This window comes from Nonomuraea sp. NPDC050153 (genome assembly GCF_044460125.1).
Taxonomy (GTDB): domain Bacteria; phylum Actinomycetota; class Actinomycetes; order Streptosporangiales; family Streptosporangiaceae; genus Nonomuraea.
In genome coordinates, this window is record NZ_JBITJQ010000015.1 from 188,589 (window position 1) to 210,112 (window position 21,524).

General features: G+C 71.9%; 17 protein-coding genes. 5 read left to right on the forward strand and 12 right to left on the reverse strand.

Annotated features, from left to right (window positions below; translation table 11 throughout):
- Positions 1 to 4 precede the first annotated feature (4 nt).
- The 6 genes from ACIBQ1_RS32805 to ACIBQ1_RS32830 form a co-directional block, all read right to left on the reverse strand.
- Positions 5 to 2,017, reverse strand: a complete 2,013-nt coding sequence (locus ACIBQ1_RS32805) for a dipeptide ABC transporter ATP-binding protein (protein WP_397283165.1) — start codon at positions 2,015 to 2,017, stop codon at positions 5 to 7.
- A complete protein-coding gene (locus ACIBQ1_RS32810; protein WP_397283237.1) occupies positions 2,014 to 2,928 on the reverse strand; it encodes an ABC transporter permease in 915 nt (304 codons plus the stop codon). The genes ACIBQ1_RS32805 and ACIBQ1_RS32810 overlap by 4 nt, the downstream gene beginning before the upstream one ends.
- Complete coding sequence (locus ACIBQ1_RS32815; RefSeq protein WP_397283166.1) at positions 2,928 to 3,911, reverse strand: ABC transporter permease; 984 nt, start codon at positions 3,909 to 3,911, stop codon at positions 2,928 to 2,930. Before ACIBQ1_RS32815 ends, ACIBQ1_RS32810 begins: the two co-directional genes overlap by 1 nt.
- A gap of 84 nt (positions 3,912 to 3,995) precedes the next feature.
- Positions 3,996 to 6,353 carry an AAA family ATPase gene (locus tag ACIBQ1_RS32820; protein ID WP_397283167.1) on the reverse strand — a complete coding sequence of 786 codons (2,358 nt, stop codon included), beginning with the start codon at positions 6,351 to 6,353 and terminating at the stop codon, positions 3,996 to 3,998.
- 64 nt (positions 6,354 to 6,417) lie between these two features.
- Positions 6,418 to 7,314 (reverse strand): haloalkane dehalogenase, encoded by an 897-nt coding sequence (locus ACIBQ1_RS32825; protein WP_397283168.1) that lies wholly within the window; start codon positions 7,312 to 7,314, stop codon positions 6,418 to 6,420.
- 15 nt (positions 7,315 to 7,329) lie between these two features.
- On the reverse strand, positions 7,330 to 9,138 hold the full coding sequence (locus tag ACIBQ1_RS32830; protein WP_397283169.1) for a hypothetical protein: 1,809 nt from the start codon (positions 9,136 to 9,138) through the stop codon (positions 7,330 to 7,332).
- A 233-nt stretch (positions 9,139 to 9,371) separates the two neighbouring features.
- Here ACIBQ1_RS32830 and ACIBQ1_RS32835 point away from each other — a divergent pair, with 233 nt between their 5' ends.
- The 4 genes from ACIBQ1_RS32835 (at position 9,372) to ACIBQ1_RS32850 (ending at position 14,669) form a co-directional block, all read left to right on the forward strand.
- Positions 9,372 to 10,901 (forward strand): MFS transporter, encoded by a 1,530-nt coding sequence (locus ACIBQ1_RS32835; protein ID WP_397283170.1) that lies wholly within the window; start codon positions 9,372 to 9,374, stop codon positions 10,899 to 10,901.
- An 8-nt stretch (positions 10,902 to 10,909) separates the two neighbouring features.
- A complete protein-coding gene (locus tag ACIBQ1_RS32840) occupies positions 10,910 to 11,602 on the forward strand; it encodes a DoxX family protein (protein WP_397283171.1) in 693 nt (230 codons plus the stop codon).
- 76 nt (positions 11,603 to 11,678) lie between these two features.
- A complete protein-coding gene (locus tag ACIBQ1_RS32845) occupies positions 11,679 to 12,701 on the forward strand; it encodes a LacI family DNA-binding transcriptional regulator (protein ID WP_397283172.1) in 1,023 nt (340 codons plus the stop codon).
- A 123-nt stretch (positions 12,702 to 12,824) separates the two neighbouring features.
- Positions 12,825 to 14,669, forward strand: a complete 1,845-nt coding sequence (locus ACIBQ1_RS32850) for a ricin-type beta-trefoil lectin domain protein (protein ID WP_397283173.1) — start codon at positions 12,825 to 12,827, stop codon at positions 14,667 to 14,669.
- Here ACIBQ1_RS32850 and sthA read toward each other — a convergent pair whose 3' ends face one another.
- A complete protein-coding gene (gene sthA, locus ACIBQ1_RS32855) occupies positions 14,670 to 16,085 on the reverse strand; it encodes a Si-specific NAD(P)(+) transhydrogenase (RefSeq protein ID WP_397283174.1) in 1,416 nt (471 codons plus the stop codon).
- Positions 16,086 to 16,145: 60 nt separating this feature from the next.
- On the opposite strand from sthA, the gene ACIBQ1_RS32860 reads away from it, so the two are divergent.
- Positions 16,146 to 16,976 (forward strand): PhzF family phenazine biosynthesis protein, encoded by an 831-nt coding sequence (locus ACIBQ1_RS32860; protein ID WP_397283175.1) that lies wholly within the window; start codon positions 16,146 to 16,148, stop codon positions 16,974 to 16,976.
- Here the strand turns inward: ACIBQ1_RS32860 and ACIBQ1_RS32865 are convergent.
- Genes ACIBQ1_RS32865 through ACIBQ1_RS32885 form a run of 5 tightly spaced genes read right to left on the reverse strand, consistent with a single transcriptional unit; the run spans position 16,954 to position 21,496 of the window.
- On the reverse strand, positions 16,954 to 17,790 hold the full coding sequence (locus tag ACIBQ1_RS32865) for a biotin-dependent carboxyltransferase family protein (RefSeq protein ID WP_397283176.1): 837 nt from the start codon (positions 17,788 to 17,790) through the stop codon (positions 16,954 to 16,956). The genes ACIBQ1_RS32860 and ACIBQ1_RS32865 overlap by 23 nt on opposite strands.
- Entirely contained in the window at positions 17,787 to 18,401 is a 615-nt protein-coding gene (locus ACIBQ1_RS32870; protein WP_397283177.1) for an allophanate hydrolase subunit 1, read from the reverse strand. Before ACIBQ1_RS32870 ends, ACIBQ1_RS32865 begins: the two co-directional genes overlap by 4 nt.
- Positions 18,398 to 19,153 (reverse strand): LamB/YcsF family protein, encoded by a 756-nt coding sequence (locus ACIBQ1_RS32875; protein WP_397283178.1) that lies wholly within the window; start codon positions 19,151 to 19,153, stop codon positions 18,398 to 18,400. Before ACIBQ1_RS32875 ends, ACIBQ1_RS32870 begins: the two co-directional genes overlap by 4 nt.
- A 23-nt stretch (positions 19,154 to 19,176) precedes the next feature.
- Positions 19,177 to 19,947: a thioesterase family protein gene (locus ACIBQ1_RS32880; protein ID WP_397283179.1), complete on the reverse strand. Its 771-nt coding sequence runs from the start codon at positions 19,945 to 19,947 to the stop codon at positions 19,177 to 19,179.
- 58 nt (positions 19,948 to 20,005) lie between these two features.
- The gene (locus ACIBQ1_RS32885; RefSeq protein ID WP_397283238.1) at positions 20,006 to 21,496 is read right to left on the reverse strand and encodes a hypothetical protein; all 1,491 of its coding nucleotides are present in this window, start codon (positions 21,494 to 21,496) and stop codon (positions 20,006 to 20,008) included.
- Positions 21,497 to 21,524: the final 28 nt, after the last annotated feature.

The window sequence follows — 21,524 nt, forward strand, 5'->3', positions numbered from 1 at the left end:
AGGTCTAGACGACTTCGCGCCTCTCGGCGTAATGGCAGGCCGCTCCCTGGTCCTCGCCCAGCGGTCGTACCTCGGGCTCGACGTCCACGCAGAGCCTGCGCTCTTCGTCGGTGAGCTCGCCGCGGAACTTCGGGCACCTGGTGCGGAATCGGCAGCCCGTCGGAGGGTTGGCCGGGCTGGGCAGGTCGCCTTCGAGCAGGATCCGCTCCCGGGCGCGCTCGCGTACCGGATCGGGCAGCGGGATCGCCGACAGCAGAGCCTGCGTGTACGGATGCGCCGGGGCGTCGAACACGGTGTCCACCTGGCCGATCTCGGCGATCCTGCCGAGATACATCACCGCCACCCGGTCGGCGATGTGCCGCACGACCGCCAGGTCGTGCGCCACGAACAGGTAGGACAGACCCAGCCGGGCCTTCAGCGAGCCCAGCAGGTTGATCACCCCGGCCTGGATCGACACGTCCAGCGCGGAGACCGGCTCGTCCAGCACCAGCAGCCGGGGCTCCAGGGCCAGCGCCCTGGCGATGCCGATGCGCTGCCGCTGGCCGCCCGAGAAGTCCTGCGGGTAGCGGGCCGCATGGGAGGCGTCCAGCCCGACCAGGGCGAGCAACTCGGCGATGCGCCGTCCGGGGCGCCGCTGCCCGTGCGTACGCAGCGGCTCGGCCAGGATGTCGTGCACCGTCATGCGCGGGTCGAGCGAGGCCAGCGGATCCTGGAAGACGATCTGCATGTCGCGCCGGATCGCCTTGCGCTCGGGGCCGCTCAGCCGCGCGGTGTCGTGACCGAGCACCACGATGCGCCCGCTCTGGGGCGCCGCCAGCTCCAGGATCTGCGTCAGCGTGGTCGTCTTGCCGCTGCCCGACTCGCCGACCAGCCCCAGCGTCTCGCCCTGCCGGACGTCGAAGCCCACCCCGGCCACCGCGTGCACCGTGCCCACCCTGCGCTTGAAGATCGCGCCCTTGAGCAGCGGATATTCCTTGACCAGGCCGTGCACCTCCAGCACCGTGCGCTCGCCGCGCTCGCGCCGCCCCGGCTCGACGGGGACGAGGACGGGCTCGCGGGGCCGTACCTCCTGCCAGCGGATGCAGGCCGCCCGGTGCCCCGCCCCCACGTCGAGCAGCGGCGGCTCGCCCTCGTCGCAGGCGTCGATCTTCATCGGGCAGCGCGGCGCGAACGGGCACCCCGGCGGGAGCGCCTCGGGGGAGGGCGGGCTGCCCTCGATGGGCACCAGCGGCTGCCGCGCGCCCCGGTCCACGCGCGGGATCGAGCCGAGCAGCCCCACCGTGTACGGCATCCGCATCCCGTAGTAGATGTCGTCCACGTCGCCGATCTCGACGGGCCGCCCGGCGTACATGACCAGCACCCGGTCGGCGAACCCGGCCACGACGCCCAGATCATGCGTGATCATGATGATCGCGGCGCCGGTCTTCCGCTGAGCCGTCTTCAGCACCTCCAGCACCTGCGCCTGGATGGTGACGTCGAGCGCGGTGGTCGGCTCGTCGCAGATGATCACGTCGGGGTCGTTGGCGATGGCCATCGCGATCACCACGCGCTGCCGCATGCCGCCGGAGAACTCGTGCGGGAAGGCCAGCGCCCGCTCGCCCGGCCGCGGGATGCCCACGAGCTCCAGCAGCTCGACGGCCTTGACCAGGGCCGTCTCCTTGCTCACCCGCTGGTGCACGCGCACGGCCTCGGCGATCTGGTCGCCGACGCGGTAGACGGGGGTGAGCGCGGAGAGCGGGTCCTGGAACACCATCGAGATGGTCTTGCCGCGGAAGGCCGTCAGCTCCCGCTCGGGGGCCCCGATCAGCTCCTTGCCGTGCAGCCGCACCGACCCGGTGACGCGCGCCCCCGGCGGCAGCAGGCCCATGACGGCCGCCGAGGTGACCGACTTGCCCGACCCCGACTCGCCGACGATGCCCAGGACCTCGCCGGGCTCCACGTCGTAGCTCACCCCGCGCACGGCCGGCACGCCGCCGAAGGACACGTTGAGGTCGGTGACCTTGAGCACCGGGCTCATCGCCGCCCCCGCCGCGCGGAGGAGGGGTCGAACGCGTCACGCAGCGCGTCGCCGATGAGGTTGACCGCGAGCACGGTGACCACCAGCAGCCCCGCCACGAACCAGAACGTCCACGGCGCGTAGACCGCCGTCCTGGACCCGTCGGCGATGAGCGTCCCGAACGACACGTCGGGCGGCTGGATGCCGAACCCGAAGTACGACAGCGAGGTCTCGGTGAGGATCGCGCTGCTGACGTTGAGCGTGGCGTCGACGATCAGCAGCGACGACAGGTTGGGGATCACGTGCCGGAAGATGATCCGTACGGGGGAGACGCCCATGTAGCGGGCGGCCTGGATGAACTCCCGCTCCTTCAGCGAGATCGTCATCCCCCTGACGACCTTCGAGGTCACCATCCACAGGAACAGCGCCAGCATCACCACGAACAGCGGCCACTGCCCCGACTCGAACAGCGGCGACATGATCGCCAGGATCAGGAAGCCGGGCAGCACGAGCAGCAGGTCGGTCACCCAGCTCAGGGTCCGGTCCGTCCACCCCAGGAAGTAGCCCCCGAACGCGCCCACCACCGCCGACAGCGCCGTGGAGATCAGGGCCGCGAGCAGCCCCACGACCAGCGACTTCTGCATGCCGCGCAGCGTGACCGCGTAGACGTCCGCCCCGGTTTGGAGCGTTCCGAACCAGTGGTTGGCCGACGGCGGCTGCATGAACGCGGTGAAGTCCTTGTCGGTGTACGTCCACGGCGAGAAGATCGGCCCCGCGAACGCCAGCAGGAACATCACGGCCAGCACCGCGAACCCGATCCGCCCCTGCGGGGAGGCGAAGAACCGCCCGGCCACCACCCGCAGCCTGGACGGCGCCGTGGCCGGCGGGCCGTCGGTCAGCTCCTCGGCAAGCTCCTCGTCGGAAAGCGTCATCACGCCCGCACTCTCGGGTCGAGCGCCGCGTGCAGCAGGTCGGAGGCCAGCGAGGCGCACAGCACGGCGACGGCGGCCAAGAGGGAGATGGCGGCGACGGTGTTGACGTCGTTGCTGAAGATGGAGTTGATCAGCTGCTCGCCCAGCCCGTGCCAGCCGAAGATCTTCTCGGTGAACGTCGCCCCCGTCAGCAGCGCCCCGAACGTGAACGCGAAGTAGGTCACCACCGGGATGAGCGCGGTCCGCAGCGCGTGCTTGGTGAGCGCCTGGCGCCTGCTCAGCCCCTTGGCCAGCGCGGTGCGGACGAAGTCGGCGCCCCGCACGTCGAGCATCATGTTGCGCTGGTAGCGGCTGAAGACCGCGACCAGCCCCACCGACAGCGAGACCGTCGGCAGGACCAGGTGCTGCAGCCGGTCGACCACGTGCCCCCAGAACCCGGCCTCGAGCCCGGCGGTGTACTCACCGCTGACCAGGAACACCGAACTGCCGAAGATGCGCTCGTTGGCCCAGGCGGCGGCCAGGATCAACATGTTGGCCAGCACGACCACCGGCACGGCCAGCACCACGAAGGACAGGGCGGTCGAGAGCCGGTCGAACCAGCCGTACTGCCGGACCGCCGCGAAGGCGCCCACCAGCACCCCGAACAGGCTCCCGAACACCATCCCCAGCACGACCAGTCGGAACGTCACACCCATGCGCCGCTTGAGATCCTCGTTGACCGGAGCGCCCCCGACGGACTTGCCGAAGTCACCGCGCAGCACCCCGCCCGCCCAGGTGGCGTAGCGCTCCATGAGCGGCGTCTTGTCGTTGAGGTTGAGCGCCGTCAGCTGCGCGTCCACCACGGCGGGCGGAGGCTTCGGCGTGCGGTCCGCGTAGTTGGAACGAGGATCCAGAGCCGTGGCCGCCAGAAGGTAGGCGAGACTGGCAGCCACTACGACCAGCACGGCGTAGTTGAGCAGCCTGCGGGCCAGAAACCCCGCCATCGCGCTCCCCCTCCGACGCGCACCGCACGTAGTTATATTGCTACACCATGTGATGGCTCGCGCGCAGGGAACCGCCGAAGATGGTCAACGTCCGGAAAGTTCGTCCACGGCCGTGCGGACATCCTCGCTCGTGATCGTCGTCAGGTCGGCCGAACTGGCGGACCCGCCGCGCGAGGCGTGGGCGGCCAGCCGCACGTCACGGCGCATGGCGGCGCGCTCGAACAGCGACCTGGCGAACCGGCCGTTGCCGAGCCCGTCGATCAGCCGCTCCTCGCACACCCAGGCGAACACGTCGTCGAGGTCGCGCAGCGCCTCGTCGTCGAAGGTGTCGCCGGCCTTCTCCGCCAGCAACACCGCGATCTCGGACAGCTCCTGCGGCGCGTAGCTGGGGAAGGCCACGCGCTGGTTGAACCGGCTGGCCAGGCCGGGGTTGGTGGTCAGGAACGCGTCCATCTCGCGCTCGTAGCCGGCCAGCACGATGACGAGCCGGTCGCGGTCGTCCTCGGCCCGCTTGAGCAGCGTCTGCACGGCCTCGGCGCCGAACGCGTCGCCGCCCTGGTAGCCGGGGTTGACCAGGCTGTAGGCCTCGTCGATGAAGAGCACGCCGCCCAGGGCCCGGTCGACCAGCTCGTTGGTCTTGATCGCGGTGGCGCCGAGGTGCTGGCCGACCAGGTCGGCGCGGTGCGCCTCGACCACGTCGGGCCTGGCCAGCAGGCCGAGCGCGGCGAAGACGCGGCCGACGACCCGGGCGACCGTGGTCTTGCCGGTGCCGGGCGGGCCGACGAAGACGAAGTGCCGCATCTGCGGCGGCGTGGGCAGCCCGCGCTCCTGCCGCATGCGCGCCACCTGCAGCTGGGCCGCGATGGCGTGGACCTGCCGCTTGACCGGCGCCAGGCCGGCCATCCCGTCGAGGTCGGCCAGCGCCTCCTCCAGGGTGGGCGTGGCGACGTAGCCGCGGAAGCGGGCGGTCAGCTCGTCGAACGCCTTGGTCACGTCCGGCGTGGTGGTGGTCACCAGGTCCTCGGTGGTCGGGGTGCCGCCCGCGCCCACCACGCGCACGTCGCGGGCCTGCGCGGCGGCCTCGACCAGGCTGCGCGCGAACCTGGCGTTGCCCAGCTCGTCGACCAGACCGCGCCGGTGCACGTCCTCGAACAGGCCGAGCAGCACCGGCCTGCTCTCGGCGGCCATCGTGTCGCCCCGGCGCCGCTGGAGCAGCTCGGTGACCTCGACCAGCTCGGTGGGGGAGTAGCCGGGGAAGCGCACGCGGGTGGCGAACCGGCTGGCCAGCCCGGGATTGCTGGACAGGAACGAGCCCATCTCCTGCTCGTAGCCGGCCAGGATGATGATCAGCCGCTCGCGGTCGTCCTCGGCCCGTTTGAGCAGGGTCTGCACGGCCTCGGCGCCGAACCTGTCGGGCTGGCCGTCGGAGGAGTTGATCAGCCCGTACGCCTCGTCGATGAAGAGCACGCCGCCCAGGGCCCGGTCGACCAGCTCGTTGGTCTTGATCGCGGTCGCGCCCAGGAACTCGCCCACCAGGTCGGCCCGCTGCGCCTCGACCACGTAGGGGGTCTCCAGCAGGCCGAACGCGTAGAAGATCTTGGCGAGCGCGCGGGCCACGCTGGTCTTGCCGGTGCCGGGCGGGCCGACGAAGACGAAGTGCCTGGTGGGCCGCTCGGTGGTGTAGCCGGCCTCGGCGCGCAGCCGGGACGCCTCGATGGAGGCGGCGATCGAGCGCACCTGCTCCTTGACGGGGGCCAGGCCGACCATGCTCTCCAGCTCGCTGAGCGCGTCCTCGACGGAGATCTGCGGTGGGCCGCCCGACTTGTCCTGATGGGACTCGGGCCTGCCCTCCCGGGCCCTGACGCGCACCTGCTGCTCCTCGGCCGCGGCGCTCTCCGCCCTGACCTTGCGGGCCAGCAGGAACCGGTAGACCAGCACGGCGGCGGCCGCCGCGTACGCCACCCAGACCGCCGTGCTGGGCGAGATGAACGAGAGCGGCACGGCGAGCACGCCGGCTGAGGCGAGCGCCAGCATCGTGGTCACCCACGGCGCCACCCAGCGGATGAGGTGGGCGGCGGCGGCGACCGGCAGGGCCAGCGCGACCATCAGGTGCACCGCGCCGGAACCCGGCGGGAACAGAGCGAGCCCGGAGAAGACGGCCAGCGCCAGGGGGATCCAGCCCGCGACCACCAGCACGGTGGCGGCGGCGCGGGGGAAGCGCATGGTCAGCGCGACGAACGCGAGCCCCAGCAGGACGAGGGGGAAGGTCGTGAGCAGATTCCACCCGAGCGCCGCCCCCAGGCCCATGACGGCGACCAGCACCACCACGTAGAGGACCCGGCGCACGGCCGGGGGAATCTGGTAATAACCCAGCCGAACCTTCTCGAACAGATCCCGCGCCGTGGCCCGCCCCGCGGCCTGGGCCCTGCCGGACTCCCGCATCACGCCTCCCCGGTCCGCCCCCGGTTATACCGCACCGGACCGACGATTGGGCGCTCCTGACACGCTAGGTGGAGGTCACGAAAGCGGCGATCTGCCGCCCGAGTTCGGCCCCCGCGTCCTCTTGGAGGAAGTGCCCGGCGCCCTTGATGACGGGATGCCGCAGGCCGGACGTGCCTGAGATCGACTTGAGCAGGATCGGCGCCATGCCGCCGGTGATCGGATCTCCGTCGGAGAAGGCCACCAGGAAAGGCCGGTCGAGCGTCGTGAGAATCTGCCAGGCAGCGCGGTTGGCGGGCGCGGCGGGGTCGTCGGGCGTGATCGGGACGAGGCTCGGCATGATGCGGGGGCCCGCTTTGTACGACTCGTCGGGGAACGGCGCGTCGTAGGCCGCCCGGACCTCCGCCGGCAACTCCGTCCTGCAGCCGGCCTGGACGAGCCGGGCGATGTCCAGCACCGGGGCCTTGAGCACGGCGTTCCTGAACCGGTGCCACACGTCGGGCATGGGAATGTCACCCGTGGGCAAGCCCGTGTTGGCGGCCACGATCCTGGCGACGCTCTCGGGGTGCTCGGCGGCGATCCGCAGCCCGATCAGGCCGCCCCAGTCCTGGCCGACGACGGTGAGGCCGCTCAGCCCGAGGGCGTCGAGCAGCAGGGCGCGGGTCCACTCGACGTGCCTGGCGTAGGTGTGCTCGGCCTGGTCGGCGGGCTTGTCCGAGCGGCCGAACCCGACGAGGTCCACCGCGATCGCGCGCAGCCCGGCCGCGGCCAGCTCGGGCATGACGTGCCGGTAGAGGAACGACCAGCTCGGCTCGCCGTGCAGGAGCACGACGGGCTCGCCGTCGGCGGGACCCGCCTCGACGTAGGCCATCCGCAGGCCGTCGGTCACGTCGGCGTAGCGGGGCTCGTACGGGAAGTCGGGCAGGTCGGCGAAGGGTTCGTCCGGCGTGCGCAGGGTCCGCATAGAACAAGATTCTAGCTAGCTCCGCTGGTGCCGCCCAGGGAATTCGCCAACGAGCACTTGTTTGGGGGTGACGCGCAGGACGTCGGAGTCGGGCAGGGCGATCCCGCGCACCTCCACCCAGAACCGCCGCTGCAGCGGGTCCGCCGCGAACACCGCCACCCTGGGGTCGGTCTCGACGGCGTCCCACGCGTTCAGCTCCGTGATCACGCGGAGCTCGCCCGACGAGGTGACGGACGCCACCGCGCCGGCGACCCGGGGGCCGAGGGAGTCGGCGTAGGACAGGACGATGCTGCGGGCGTACGAGAAGGTCTGGCGCACCTCCGGGTTCAGCGCGATGGACGGCTCGGCGCCCATGGGCAGATCGCACATGATCAGGGAGGTCCGCCACGGGCCCGGCCCGCCCCGCCACCAGGCCCGTGCCGCCCGCGCCCCGAACACGGCCACCACCGCCGCGAGCGCGCCCAGCCCGACCCGCCACGCCCACGTCGCGGCCGGCTCGACCTGCCAGGCCCGCAGCAGCCCGCCCGCCGCGCAGGCGGCCGCGGCCAGGACGACGAGCGCGGTCGCGGCGGGCAGCCAGCGGTCGTCGCGGTGGCGGGCGCGCAGGTAGCCGCGCACCATCGGGTACGGCACCGCGAGGGCGGCGACGGCGGCCCTGGGCTCCACCGCGAGCGCCCCGCCCACCAGCGGGACCAGCACGGACCAGGTCCTGCCGAGCAGGATCCAGAGGATCACGCCGGTGTTCCTGCGGGCGGTGCGGCCGGCCTGCGCCGCGTGGGCGTGCTCGCGGGCCTCCCGGGCGCGCGCGGTCTCGGCCAGCGCGAGGAGCGGCCGGCCGCGCCACGCCTCTGCCGGCGCCCGTACGGCGGCCAGCGCGGGCCAGGCCAGCACCACGATGCCGGCCAGCCCCGCCCAGACAGGGTCGAGCGCGGACGGCGTGGACGGCATCGCCCCCAGCAGCAGCCAGACGGCGAACGACACCACCGACACGACCGCCGACACCACCGCGGCGCCGAGCCAGGGATCCCTGCGGAGCATCGCGGGCACGTACGGCCACAGGCCCACCCGCCGCGCCTGCCTGACCGTGAGCGGCGCCAGCAGCACCAGCACGGCGAGGCCGCCGAACTGGGCCTGGACGCCCCGGTCGAGGAGGAGCGCGGCCCCGGCGATCGCGAGCGTGGCGACCGCGACCAGGAGGCGGGCCTGGCGGGACCAGACCTCCAGCGCCCGCCTGGCCCTGCCCGTCTCGCGCGGGTCGACAGGCCAGGACGGATCGTGGTGCGGACGGGGCCGGTCCCAGCGCAGCAGGGACAGGCCGAGGTTCACGCGGGCCTGGGGGTGCCCGGGGTCGATGGCGAGCGCGGCCCGGTACGACCGCTCGGCGTCGGCGTGGTCGCCGCCCAGCAGGGCCAGGTCGCCCAGCAGGACCCCGGGGTCGGCCTGCTCCGGCGCGAACTTCCCGGCCAGCGTGGCGTGCTCCAGCGCCTCCTGCCGGCGGCCGGGGGAGCGGCGCAGGATCGCGGCCAGGCGCAGGCGGGCCGGCCAGGAGCCGCGGGCCAGCTCCACGGCCCGTTCGGCGGCGGGCAGCGCGTCGGCGTCGCGGCCCAGCCGTTCGTGGGCGAGGCTGATGAGCCGGTACGCCCATTCCGCGCCCGGATCCAGGTCGGCCGCGCGGCGGGCGGCGTCGAGCGCGGACTCGGGGCGGCCGGCGGTCAGCCTGTCGAGGGCCTCGTCACACCATTCACGTGAGGATCGGTCGGAAAAATCGCCTTTTCTATCACTCTGGTCGGCCCCCACGATCTCCATGATCGGGTCGAGGACCAAGATTGGATAGGTGCCGACATATGGCTGTATCTCTCTAGAGAGGTACCGGGGCATCTGTGGATCAGTCGATACTGCTATGACAAGTGCTGGACATGCCCTAAGCTGCGACGCAAGCCGGAGCGCTAGGAGTCAAGGCGGATGAGCTCGGAAGGAGCGAGCGTCGAGCCGGGCTCTCGCCACCGACCAAAGAGCATGTGCGGGCCCTGTCGACGGATCGGCCTGCAAGGAGGCCCATGACCGTCACACAGGCCGCACCCCTCGTACGGACTGCCGATCGGGAGCACGGGGACCGCCGCTGGTCCATTCTCGTGCTGCTCTGCGTGAGCCTGCTGCTGATCACCGTCGACGCGACCGTCCTGCACGTCGCGGTGCCCACGCTCACGGCCGCGCTGGAGCCGTCCGCGGTGCAACTGCTGTGGATCATCGACATCTATTCGCTGGTGGTCGCGCCGCTGCTGATCATGTTCGGCACGCTCGGCGACCGGTTCGGGCGCAAACGGCTGGTCCTGCTCGGCTACGTGCTGTTCGGCCTCGCCTCGACGGCGGCCGCGTTCGCACCGACACCGCTGACCCTGATCCTGGCCAGGGCGCTGCTCGGCATCGGCGGGGCCATGATCATGCCGGCCACGTTGTCCCTGATCCGCCAGATCTTCACCGACAGGCGTGAGCGCGCCATCGCGCTGGGCGTCTGGAGCGCGGTCGCGGCGGCCGGCGCGGCGGTCGGGCCGCTCGTCGGCGGCGTGCTCGTCGGCATCTGGTGGGGCGCCGTCTTCCTCATCAACGTGCCGATCCTGCTGGCCCTGATCCCCGCCGCCGTCCGCCTGCTGCCGGACTCGCGGGGACGCAAGGACCGGGCCTGGGACGGCATGAGCGCGGTGCTGTCGGTGCTCGGCATCCTGGCGCTGGCGTTCGGGCTGAAAGAGGCGGGCGCGGGCAGCCTGATGCCGCTGTGGGCGTCGGTGCTGGTGTTCCTGACCGGTCTGGGGCTCCTGGGCGTGTTCGTACGCCGCCAGACCCGCCTGCGACAGCCGCTGCTGGAGGTCGGGCTGTTCCGGAGCCGCGAGTTCGCGACCGGGGTGGCAGGCGTGCTGCTCGGCGTGTTCGCGCTGGTGGGCCTGCAGCTCATGCTCGCCCAATACCTGCAACTCGTGCTCGGCGACAGCCCGCTGCGCGCGGCGGTCAGGATGTTGCCGCTGGTGATCTCGGCCATCTCCGGCGGGCTCGCCGCCGCTCACATCCTGCCGAGAATCGGCATGCGAACCACTATGAGCGGCGGGCTCGGGCTCGTCGCGCTCTCTCTGACCCCCACGCTGTCCTGGGGCGTCGAGGGTCATCCCGTCATGCTGGCGATCTGTTTCGTGGGCATCGGGTTCGGGGTCCAGGTGGCGCTGCTGGCCGCCTCCGACACGATCATGTCCGCGGCGTCCGAGTCCCAGGCGGGCGGTGCCGCGGCCATCGAGGAGACCGCGTACGAGCTGGGCGCCGGGCTGGGCGTGGCCGTGCTCGGCACGATCACCGCCGTCGTGTACGCCCCCGGCCTGCATTCCGTACCCGGCGTGTCCGCGAGCGGCATGGACAAGGCCAGGCAGTCGCTCGCGGGCGCGGCGCACGTCGCGCACGAGGTGGGCGGCAGCGCAGGCGGCGCCCTGCTCGACGCCGCCCGATGGGCCTTCGTGAACGCCCTGCACACGACCGTGGTCGTCAGCGTCGTCCTGCTCAGCCTGACCGCCGTCGCGGTGGCCACGCTGCTCAGCCGTGATTGAGGTGTGCCATGTCCCGTTCAGGGCAGACAACTACCGTGAAACAGGCCCTCCGTGATCTTGCTGCTTTAGTCGCCCGCGTCGGCGTGGGCGGCATTTTCTTCGCGAACGGCTGGACCAAGCTGGAAGACGGGCTGAAGGCCACCGGAGCGAAGTTCCTCCAACAGGGTGCCCCCGCGCCCGGCGCCTGGGCCACCGTCACCATGCTCACCGAGCTCATCGGCGGCGCGCTGCTGATCGCCGGCCTGGCCGTCTCGGCCACCGGGCTGATCCTCTTCGCCGAGGCGCTGGGGGTCTTCGTGGTGGCCCCGCCGCTCAACCCCATCAGCCTGAACGAGCTCATCCTCCTCGGTGCCGCCTCCCTCCTGCTCGCCGTGGTGGGCGCGGGGCGGGTGTCGGTGGACCACATGGTGGTGATCAGGCGGAGGGAGTCGGAGGCGGCGAACGAGTTCGCGGCCGACACCGAGGCGGACCGCGTCATCGCCTCGCTCCGCGAACCCGACAAATCATCGGCTCCCGATCCTGAGCCGGACGACAAGGCGGCCGACGCCTCGGCCTCGGAGGACACGGCGCCCCATCCTCGGCCGCGCGCCAAGGGCGGGGAAGCGAGCCGCGCGGCGGACCCGGCCCCGGTGCCCGGCGACACGCTCGTGGCCGGCCGCAAGAAACCCCCGGCCCGCACCCGCCGCCCAACCTCCGACTGACCGGTCCCGCCGGGTGACCGCCCCGGCCGCGGCGCGGGCCCGGCTATTCTGGCCGCAGGGCGAGCGAGGGGCGTGGATGGCGGCCAGGTCCGGCAGGATGCGCGCGACGGTTCGTGACGTCGCGGCGGAGACGGGGCTGTCCATCGCCACCGTCTCCCGCGTGCTCAACGGCCAGGCCAACGTCGCCCCGCACACCCGCGAGCTGGTGCTGCGCGCCGTCGGCCGCCTCGGCGACCAGGCGCCGAGGCCGCGCGCGGTCCCCGACCCGTCGGCCGGCGCCGTCTACGTGCGCTGCCCGTACGTGCTGACCGACTATTTCGGGCTCATCGTCTCCTCGGTGGGGGAGACGATCGAGCTGCACGGCAGGCAGATGATCCTCGGCGCGGGCGAGGCCGCCCAGGACGCCCCGGTGCTCGCCGGGCTCCCCGGCAGGCAGGGCGTGGCGGGCGCGATCCTCATCCTGCCGCCGGAGCCGGGCGAGGAGCTGGCACGCCTGCGCGACAGCGGCTTCCCCTTCGTGGTGATCGACCCGAGGACCCCGCCCCCCAAGGACATCGCGGCGGTGTCGGCCGCTCACTTCGCGGGCGGGCGCAAGCTGATGGCGCACGTCGTCGGGCTGGGCCACCGCCGGGTCGGGATCATCGGCGGGCCGGTGGAGTGGCTGCCGAGCGAGGCCAGGCTGGCCGGTTACACGGCCTCGCTGGCGGACGCCGGGGTGCTGCCCGAGCCCGAGCTGCTACGCAGCGTGCCGGAGCCGAGCACCGAGTACGGCTACCTGGCGGCCTGCGAGCTGCTCGACCTGCCGCGGCGGCCGACGGCACTGGTGGCGTTCAACGACAAGATGGCCGTCGGGGCGCTGTGGGCGGCGGCCGAGCGCGGGCTGAGCGTCCCCGGAGACCTGTCGGTGGCCGGTTTCGACGACATCGACGTCAGCAGGGCCACCTCGCCCGCCCTCACCACGGTGCGTCAGCCCCTGCAGGAGATGGGCCGGATGGCGGTCACGTTGCTGATGCGGCTGCTGAGCCGCCACGCCGTGGAGGCGCTGCACGTCTCGCTCGAAACCGAGCTGATCGTCCGTGGTTCCACCGGACAGATCTGATCCTGTTTCATTTGTTTCATCGCTTGACTCTGCTTGTCACTCGTGCTGACGTTAAGAGAAAGTTTCTTTATTGTTTCATTTGTTACATGGCATCACCCCCCAGCCCGGAAGGGAAGCAGAGCCGTGTCCCGAATACTCACGCTCGCCTGCGCGATCGTCTTGGCGCTGGCCGTGCCCGTCCCGGCGTACGCCGCCAACGAGCCGGTGAACGTCTGGCTCACCACCACCTCGGACGCCGCAGGCCGGAACGTCACCCGCGGCCTCGCGCAGCAGACGCCCATCGCCTTCGGCCCCGCCGGCGGCAGCGCCGGCCACACGATCACCGTCAACGAGGGCACCACGTACCAGCAGTTCGAGGGCGCCGGCGCGTCGATCACCGACACGACCGCGTACCTGCTGCGCGGCGGCCCCGTCAGCGCGGCCACGCGGGACGCGGCCATGCGCAAGCTGTTCTCGCCCACGGACGGGATCGGCCTGTCGTTCGTCCGCAACCCGATCGGCGCCTCCGACCTGTCGCGCCCCGGCATGGTCTCGCTCGACGACACCTGCTGCGACCTGAACGACTTCGGCGCCAACGGCTACGACACCAACGTGCGCCTGCTGACCGTCCAGGCCAAGCAACTCAACCCGGAGCTGCGGGTCAAGGCCGTGCCGTGGAGCGCGCCCGGCTGGATGAAGGACAACGGCCGGATGGACCAGATGGGCTGGCTGAAGTCCGCGTACTACGGCATGTACGCCCAGTACTTCGTCAAGTACATCCAGAGCTACCAGGCCGCCGGGGTCCCGGTGAACTACATCTCCGTCCAGAACGAGCCCAACTGCTGCAAGGCGTCCAACCCGACCGAGATGAACTACCCCGGCATGAGCTGGAACGCCTCCGGTCTGACCGAGCTGACCAAGAACTTCGTGTACCCGGCCTTCCGGGCCGCCGGCATCAACACGAAGGTGCTCGTCCACGACTGGAACTACGGCGACTACGGCCAGATCGGCGGCCCCATCCTGGCCGACGCGACGCTGCGGAACGACCCGCTGTTCGGCGGCATCGCCTGGCACGGCTACTTCGGCGACCCGGCGGTCGGCTCGCAGGTGCACGACCAGTACCCGTCGGTGCCCCAGTTCAGCACCGAGCACTCCGGCGGCACCTGGATCGGCAACCAGCACAACGAGGACATGGCCGACATCGTCACTTACACCCGCAACTGGAGCCGCAGCGTGGTCAAGTGGAGCCTGGCGCTCAACCAGTTCATGGGCCCGCACAACGGCGGCTGCGACGTCTGCACCGGCCTGATCACGGTCCAGGAGGGCGGCTCGCGCGCCGGCCAGGTGGACTACACGATCGAGTACTACACGACCGGCCACCTCACCAAGTTCGTCAGACCAGGGGCGTACCGGATCGACTCGACCGCCAACTCCACCGTGCAGAACGTCGCCTGGCGAAACCCCGACGGCTCCAAGGCCCTGATCGCCCACAACGGCGGCACCTCGGCCCAGTCGATCAGGGTCAACTGGGGCAACCAGTCGTTCGTCTACACGCTGCCCGCCCGTACCACCGCGACCTTCACCTGGTCGGGCACGCCGGGCAGCAGCCCGGGCGGCACGATCACCGGCCTGGCCGGCAAGTGCGTCGACGTGGCCGGCGGCAGCGCCGCCGACGGCGCCGCCGTGCAGCTCTACACCTGCAACGGCACCGCCGCCCAGCAGTGGACCCGCCCGGGCGACGGCACGCTGCGCGCGCTCGGCAAGTGCCTCGACGTGGTCGACCACGGCACCGCCGACGGCAGCAAGCTCCAGCTCTGGTCGTGTACCGGCGCCGCCAACCAGCAGTGGACCCACACCTCGGGCCGGGACCTGGTCAACCCCGCCGCGGACAAGTGCGCCGACGCCACCGGCAACACCAGCGCCGACGGCACCCGGCTGCAGATCTGGACCTGCACGGGCGCCGCCAACCAGAAGTGGACGCTGTCGTGATCACATGCCGGCGGTGAGGCGGGCGACCACCCGCATCTTGTTCATCGCGTCCAGCGCGGCCACCTTGTACGACTCGGCCAGCGTCGGATAGTTGAACACGGCGTTGACCAGGTAGTCGATCGTCCCGCCGCACCCCATGACCGTCTGTCCGATGTGCACGAGCTCCGTCGCCCCCGTGCCGAACACGTGGACACCCAGCAGCCGCCGGTCCTCGGGGGAGACGAGGAGCTTGAGCATCCCGTACGAGTCGCCGATGATCTGGCCCCTGGCCAGCTCCCGGTACCGCGAGATGCCCACCTCGAACGGCACCTTGTCCCGGGTCAGCTCGTCCTCCGACCGGCCGACGAAGCTGATCTCGGGAATGGTGTAGATCCCGATGGGCGGCAGCTCGCGGGTGTCCTCGACCGGCTCCCCGCACGCGTGCTGCGCGGCCACCCGCCCCTGTTCCATGGAGGTGGCCGCCAGCGCCGGGAAGCCGATCACGTCTCCCACGGCGTAGATGTGCGGCACCTCGGTGGCGTAGTTGGAGTCCACCGAGATGCGGCCGCGGGCGTCGGCGGCCAGGCCGGCGGCCTCCAGGCACAGCTCGGAGGTCTTGCCCTGCCGCCCGGCCGAGTACATGACGCAGTCGGCCGGGATCTTCTTGCCGCTCTCCAGCAGGGTCAGGGCGCCGCCGGGGCGGCGCTCGACGGCGGCCACGTTCTCCCCGAAGCGGAACGTCACGGCCAGGTCGCGCAGGTGGTACTTCAGCGCTTCCACGATCTCCAGGTCGCAGAACTCCAGCATGCGCTCGCGCCGCTCCACCACCGTCACCTTGGTGCCGAGCGCGGCGAACATGGAGGCGTACTCGATGCCGATGACCCCGGCCCCCACCACGACGAGGGTCTCGGGGATGCGGTCGAGGTGCAGGATCGCGTCGGAGTCGATGATCGTCCTGTCGTCGAACTCGACGCTGTCGGGCCGGGCGGGCGACGTGCCGGTGGCGATCACGATCTTCTCGGCCGTGATCTTCGTCTCCTCGGACTTGCCCTCCTCGTGCGTGATCCCGATCGTGTGCCCGTCCAGGAACCGGCCGGTGCCCTGCAGCACCGTCACGTGGTTGCGGGCGAGCTGGCTGCGGATCACCTGGATCTCGCGGCCGATCACGTGCTGGGTGCGCATCCCCAGGTCGGTGACCGTGATCTCGTCCTTGACGCGGTAGCTCGCGCCGTACAGCTCCCGCTGGTTGAGCCCTGTGAGATAGAGGACGGCCTCCCGCAGGGTCTTGGAGGGGATCGTTCCCGTGTTGATGCACACGCCGCCGAGCATGTGTCGTTTCTCGATCACGGCGACACGCTTGCCGAGCTTCGCCGCCGCGATCGCGGCCTTCTGCCCACCTGGCCCGGAACCCAGGACCACAACATCAAAGTCCGCCACACCGTACAGTCTGCTGGTGGCGTGTTAACGGGAAAAGACCTGTCTGCGAGACTCCGAAGTATGTTGCGCCCTTTCACCGAGGTTGACGTCTTCACCACCACCCCGTACCACGGGAACGCGCTCGCTGTCGTGCTCGACGGCCAGGGGCTGACGACCGAGGAGATGCAGCGGTTCGCCACCTGGACGAACCTGGCCGAGACCACCTTCCTGCTGCCGCCGACCACGCCCGAGGCCGACTACCGGGTGCGGATCTTCACCGCGTCCAAGGAGCTGCCCTTCGCCGGGCACCCGACGCTGGGCACCTGCCACGCCTGGCTGGAGGCCGGGGGAGTGCCGCACCAGGAGGGCGAGATCGTCCAGGAGTGCGCCGCCGGTCTGGTACGGGTGCGCGGGACCGGCGACGGGCTGGCCTTCCACGCGCCGCCCCTCGTGAGGTCGGGCCCCGTGGAGGAGCCGCTGGTCGAGAGGATCGCCGAATCCCTCGGGATCGGGCGCGCCGACATCGTGGCCGTCGAGTGGGCCGACAACGGCCCCGGCTGGGTGGCGGTGCTGCTCGCGGACGCCGAGTCCGTGCTCGCCCTGCGTCCCGGCCTCGTCCCCGGCTTCGTGGGCGTGGCGGGCCCCTATCCCGAAGGGGCGCCGTACGACTTCGAGGTGCGGGCGTTCACGCACGCGCACGGCTCCACCATCGAGGACCCGGTGACGGGCAGCCTCAACGCGTCCATGGCCCAGTGGCTGCTGGGCTCGGGCCGGGCCAAGGCCCCGTACGTGGCCCGCCAGGGCACGGTGCTGGGCTTCTCCGGCCGGGTGCACATCTCCACCGACGCCGAGGGGGACGTGTGGGTGGGCGGCTCCGTGCTGACCTGCGTCACCGGCCAGGTCGAACTGTGAACCGCACCTCGTCGCCCGGCCTCAGCTGGGCGGCGACCGGCAGGTCCGCCTCGCGTACGACGCCGATCACCGGGTAGCCGCCCGTCGGCGGGTGGTCGGCGAGGAAGACGATCGGCTGCCCGCTCGGCGGCACCTGGATCGCCCCGGTGACCATCCCCTCGCTCGGCAGCTCGCCCTCCCTGGCCCTGACCAGCTCGGCACCGCTCAACCGCACGCCGACCCGGTTGCTGTCCTGGCTGACGGTGTACGGCCGCGCGCACAGCCCGGCCAGCGCGTCCGGCACGAACCAGTCGTCGCGCGGCCCCGGCGTCACCCGCAGCACGGCGGGCCGGGGACCGGGCGGCGGCGCCAGATCGACGGAGATCACGCCCTCGGGCCGCCCGACGGGCAGCAGCGTGCCCGCCCGCAGCGGCTTCGGGCCGAGCCCGGACAGCGAGTCGGTGGAGCGGCTGCCGAGCACGGGCTCCACCGCGATCCCGCCGCGCACGGCCACATAGGTGCGCAGCCCCCAGCCGGGCATGCCCAGCCGCAGCTCCGTGCCCTTGGCGACCCAGAACGGCGCCCCCATCCCGGCCGCGCTGTCCAGGGGCGCGCCCGCCAGCGCCACCCACGCCCCGTCGTGGAACAGCAGCCGCGCCATCCCGAACGTCAGCTCGACCCCCGCCAGCCCCTCCGGGTTGCCCACGAGCCTGTTGGCCAGCCGCAGGCTCGGCGCGTCGGCCGCTCCCGAGCGGGGCACCCCCAGGTGGGCGAGGCCGGGCCGCCCCAGATCCTGAACGGTCGCGTACGGCCCCGCCGCGATCACCTCGATCATGCGGGTTCGAACCGCACGCGCACGCCCGGCCTGAACAGCGAGGGCGGGTCGGCCGTCACGTCCCACACCCGCACGGACGTGCGCCCGATCAGGCGCCACCCACCAGGCGAGGCGCTCGGATAGACCGCCGAGTACGGCCCCGCCACCGCCACCGACCCGGCCGGCACCGACGTGCGCGGCGTGTCGAGCCTGGGCGTCTCCAGCACCGGATCCAGCCCCGTGAGGTAGGCGAACCCCGGGGCGAACCCCAGCCAGCCCACCACCAGCTCCCGCCCCGCGTGCCGGGAGACCACCTCGTCCGCCGAGATCCCGGCCAGTGCCGCCACGGAATCGAGATCCGCGCCGTCATAGACGACGGGAATCGTCACGACCTCCCCCTCGGCCGCCGGAGCACCGGTCCTGTCGCGCTCGCGGCCGACGAGGTCCGCCAGAAGCGTACGCAACCGCGCCTGATCCGCCCCAGGAGCCACCACGAGCACCGTCTCGGGCCCCGGCACGATCTCCACCACCCCGGCCGGCCGATCGGCCCGCAGCGCCGCGTCCAGCCGGTGCGACAGCTCCAGCGAGCCGGTCTCCACGAGCAGCCCGTGCTCCCCGGCCGCCCGGATCACGCGAACGCCTGCAGGACCACTCCGGCCGCCAGCAGCGTGTCCCGCACTCCCTGCGCCAGCCGGACGGCGTCGGGCGTGTCTCCGTGGACGCAGATGGAACGGGCGGAAATCGGGATGGAACTGCCGTCGACGGCCGTCACAGAGCCCTCCACGGCCATCTGGCACGCACGGGTGGCCACCGCCACGGGGTCGTGGATGACCGCGCCCGGCTCCCTGCGCGACACCAGCATCCCCTCGGGGGTGTACGCGCGGTCGGCGAACGCCTCGCTCACGGTCGGGACGCCCTCGGCGGCCGCCACCGCGTGCACCACCGAGCCGGGCAGCGTGAGCACCGGCAACGAGCGGTCGTAGTCGGCCACCGCGTCGATCACCGCCGCCGCCTGCGCCTCGTCGCGGCAGATGCGGTTGTAGAGCGCTCCATGCGGCTTGACGTAGGAGACCCGGCCGCCCATGGATCTGGCGATGCCGTCGAGGGCCGCGAGCTGGTAGAGCACCTCGGCGCACAGCTCCTCCGGCTCGGCGTCCATCTCCCTGCGCCCGAAGTGCGCCAGGTCGCGGTAGGACACCTGCGCGCCGATCGTCACCCCGCGGTCGACGGCCGCCGCGCACGTGCGTCTGATCGTCACGGGGTCGCCCGCGTGGAAGCCACAGGCCACGTTGGCGCTCGTGACGATGTCGAGCAGGGCGAGGTCGTCGCCGAGCCGCCACACCCCGAACCCTTCACCCAGGTCGGCGTTGAGGTCGATCACCATGGCAGTAGAGGCTATCTCGGCGCCTATCTCGGTGCGACGAACAACGTCTGGATCGCCGTGCCCACTTCACCCGTCCCGTCGTACAAGGTGGACCGGGTCAGGCCCCTGCCGGACGGGCCGAGGACCGTGGCGGCGTCCATCCGGATCCACTCGCCCTCGGGGGCGCGGAACAACGAGATGGTCAGGTCCACGTTCACGAATACGTGCGTGTCGAAGCCGAGGGCGGCGCTGACGCCGTTGCCGCTGTCGGCGAAGGCCGCCAGGCGCTCCATCGGGGTGATCTCCTCGCCCTCGACCAGCGGGACCGTGAACCGGCCCCAGACCTTGGCGGGGCCGGGCTCCGTGGGGCCGCCCTCGACGAAACGCCAGTCGACGGCCCGGCCGTACCCGAAGCCCGAGCCGAGCCACGAGCGGGTGACCTCCTCCGAGGGCGGCGGGATCGGTCCTGGCGGGGCGGGGACCGGTGAGGCGGGCGTGTCGGCCGTGCGGATGCGCCAGGCGCCGGCCCTGGCGTACTCGCGGCCACCGGACGAGACGCTCGCCGACAGGCACTGCACGCGCTTGCCGTCACGGATGACGTCGGTGGCGATCTCCAGCTCGGCCACGGGCACCGGCGCGAACACGTCCACCACGAGCCTGGACAGTTCCAGGCCGGGACGCGGCGCGGTCGCGGCCAGCTCGTGGACGATCAGGGCGGTGACCGGGCCCATGTGCTGGGCGCGCGGGTCCCACGGGCCCTGCGTGTGCTCGGAGGCCCGATAACGCCCTTCGGCCAAGCGGGTGTACATCGCCATAGAAGGAAATTCTAGTCACGCCGCGATGAGCGACCCTTCGCAGGCCGCCGGACCGTGCCTAGAACTCGTCGGGGATGTCGGCGATGTCGTCCAGCGCCGCGGCCAGCTCGTCCGGGTCGCCGCCGATCCGCTCGGCGATCTCGATCAGCACGTGGAGCACGTCGTGGCGGTCGTGGCCGAGGTCGAGCAGGCGCTGCGCGGCCTCCCACAGCTGCGGCGGGTCGCCGTCCCACATCCGGGTGGCGATCTCCTCGTGCCAGGCCAGGTGCTCCTGGTCGATCGTTCCACCGTGGTCGATCTCGAGCAGCGTGCGCCGGTCCGCCTCGTCGGCGGGGTTGAGCTTGTCGAGCTCGATCCCGTTGTGGACGCCCTGGAGGTAAGGGAACGCGAAGGCCCGCCTGGCCAGCGCCGACAGGTCGCCGTCCGGCAGCAGCCGCTCCAGCAGCGGCCGGTCGAGCCCGAACGACGTCGGGTCCCGGTACGCCTCGGGGAACTTGCCGATCGCCTCCCACACCGCGTCCAGCGTGGCCTTGAGCCCCTGCTCGGGCAGGCCCGTGCGGTGGGCGGCGAAGCGCACCCACGCCGACAGCACGTGCGGCATCGCCTCCTGCTCGGCCACGCTCAGCATCACCTTGCGCGGCAGCCAGTCGAGCAGGAACGTTTCACATTTGGTCGGGCTGACCCGCAGCGGGCGGTTGAAGTCCTGGTCGCAGCCGTAGTCGATGATGTGGTCGGCGCAGCGCGAGGCCGCCGACGGGTCGGACAGGTGCTCGGCCGCGTCGGACGCCAGGAACTCCGCCGCCAGCATGGCCCGCCGCTCCCTGCTGTACGGGGCCTCGGTGTGCCGCGGCGCCGGCCGCTTGCGCCCGGGCGGCAGCGCCTTGAGCCTGGCGCGGGCGAAGGCGTGGTAGGCGCTGTAGCTGTCGCTCACCGGCGGCGGCGTCTTCGGCTCCCTGGTGGCCTTCATGGCCGACTCGAGCAGCGCCCTGGCCTGTTCGGGCTCGATCTCCTCGAACAGCAGCAGCGGATTGCCCGCCGCCTCGGCCCTGGCCTGCTCCAGCAGCTTGTCGACCTGCGAGGACACCCAGGCGTCCCGGGCCATGCCGCTCATGTTGTAATCGACCACCATGACGAGCGCGTGCCGGTCGACGGGCAGCGAGTCCTCGTCCCAGCGGTAGGCGAAGGTGCAGATCACCGTGTCCTGGTCGCCGTACGCGTCGCGGGAGACGTAACAGCCCGCCGGTTTGACCGCGCCCACCCGGTCGGCCCAGCCCGGCCTGGCCACCCCCGACTCCATCATGGCCAGCGCCGCGCCCTCGGCCTTGGCGCCCTGGCGGGCGGTGCCGAGATAGGCCAGGCAGATGAGCAGCGTCAGCGAGGCCGGCGTGCCGGCCTTGGCGGCGTAGTCGACCAGCCCCTCCCCGAGCACCTGCTCCACGTCGCCGCCCCTGACCCGCTTGCCCCACCAGGCTCCGATCATGTCGGAGACCATCAGCTCCGCGTCGAGAGGGGTGCGAACGGCGAGCAGCTCGCGAGCCGCCTGCACCATCTCCTTGAACACGTCGTCTGGCGGGGTG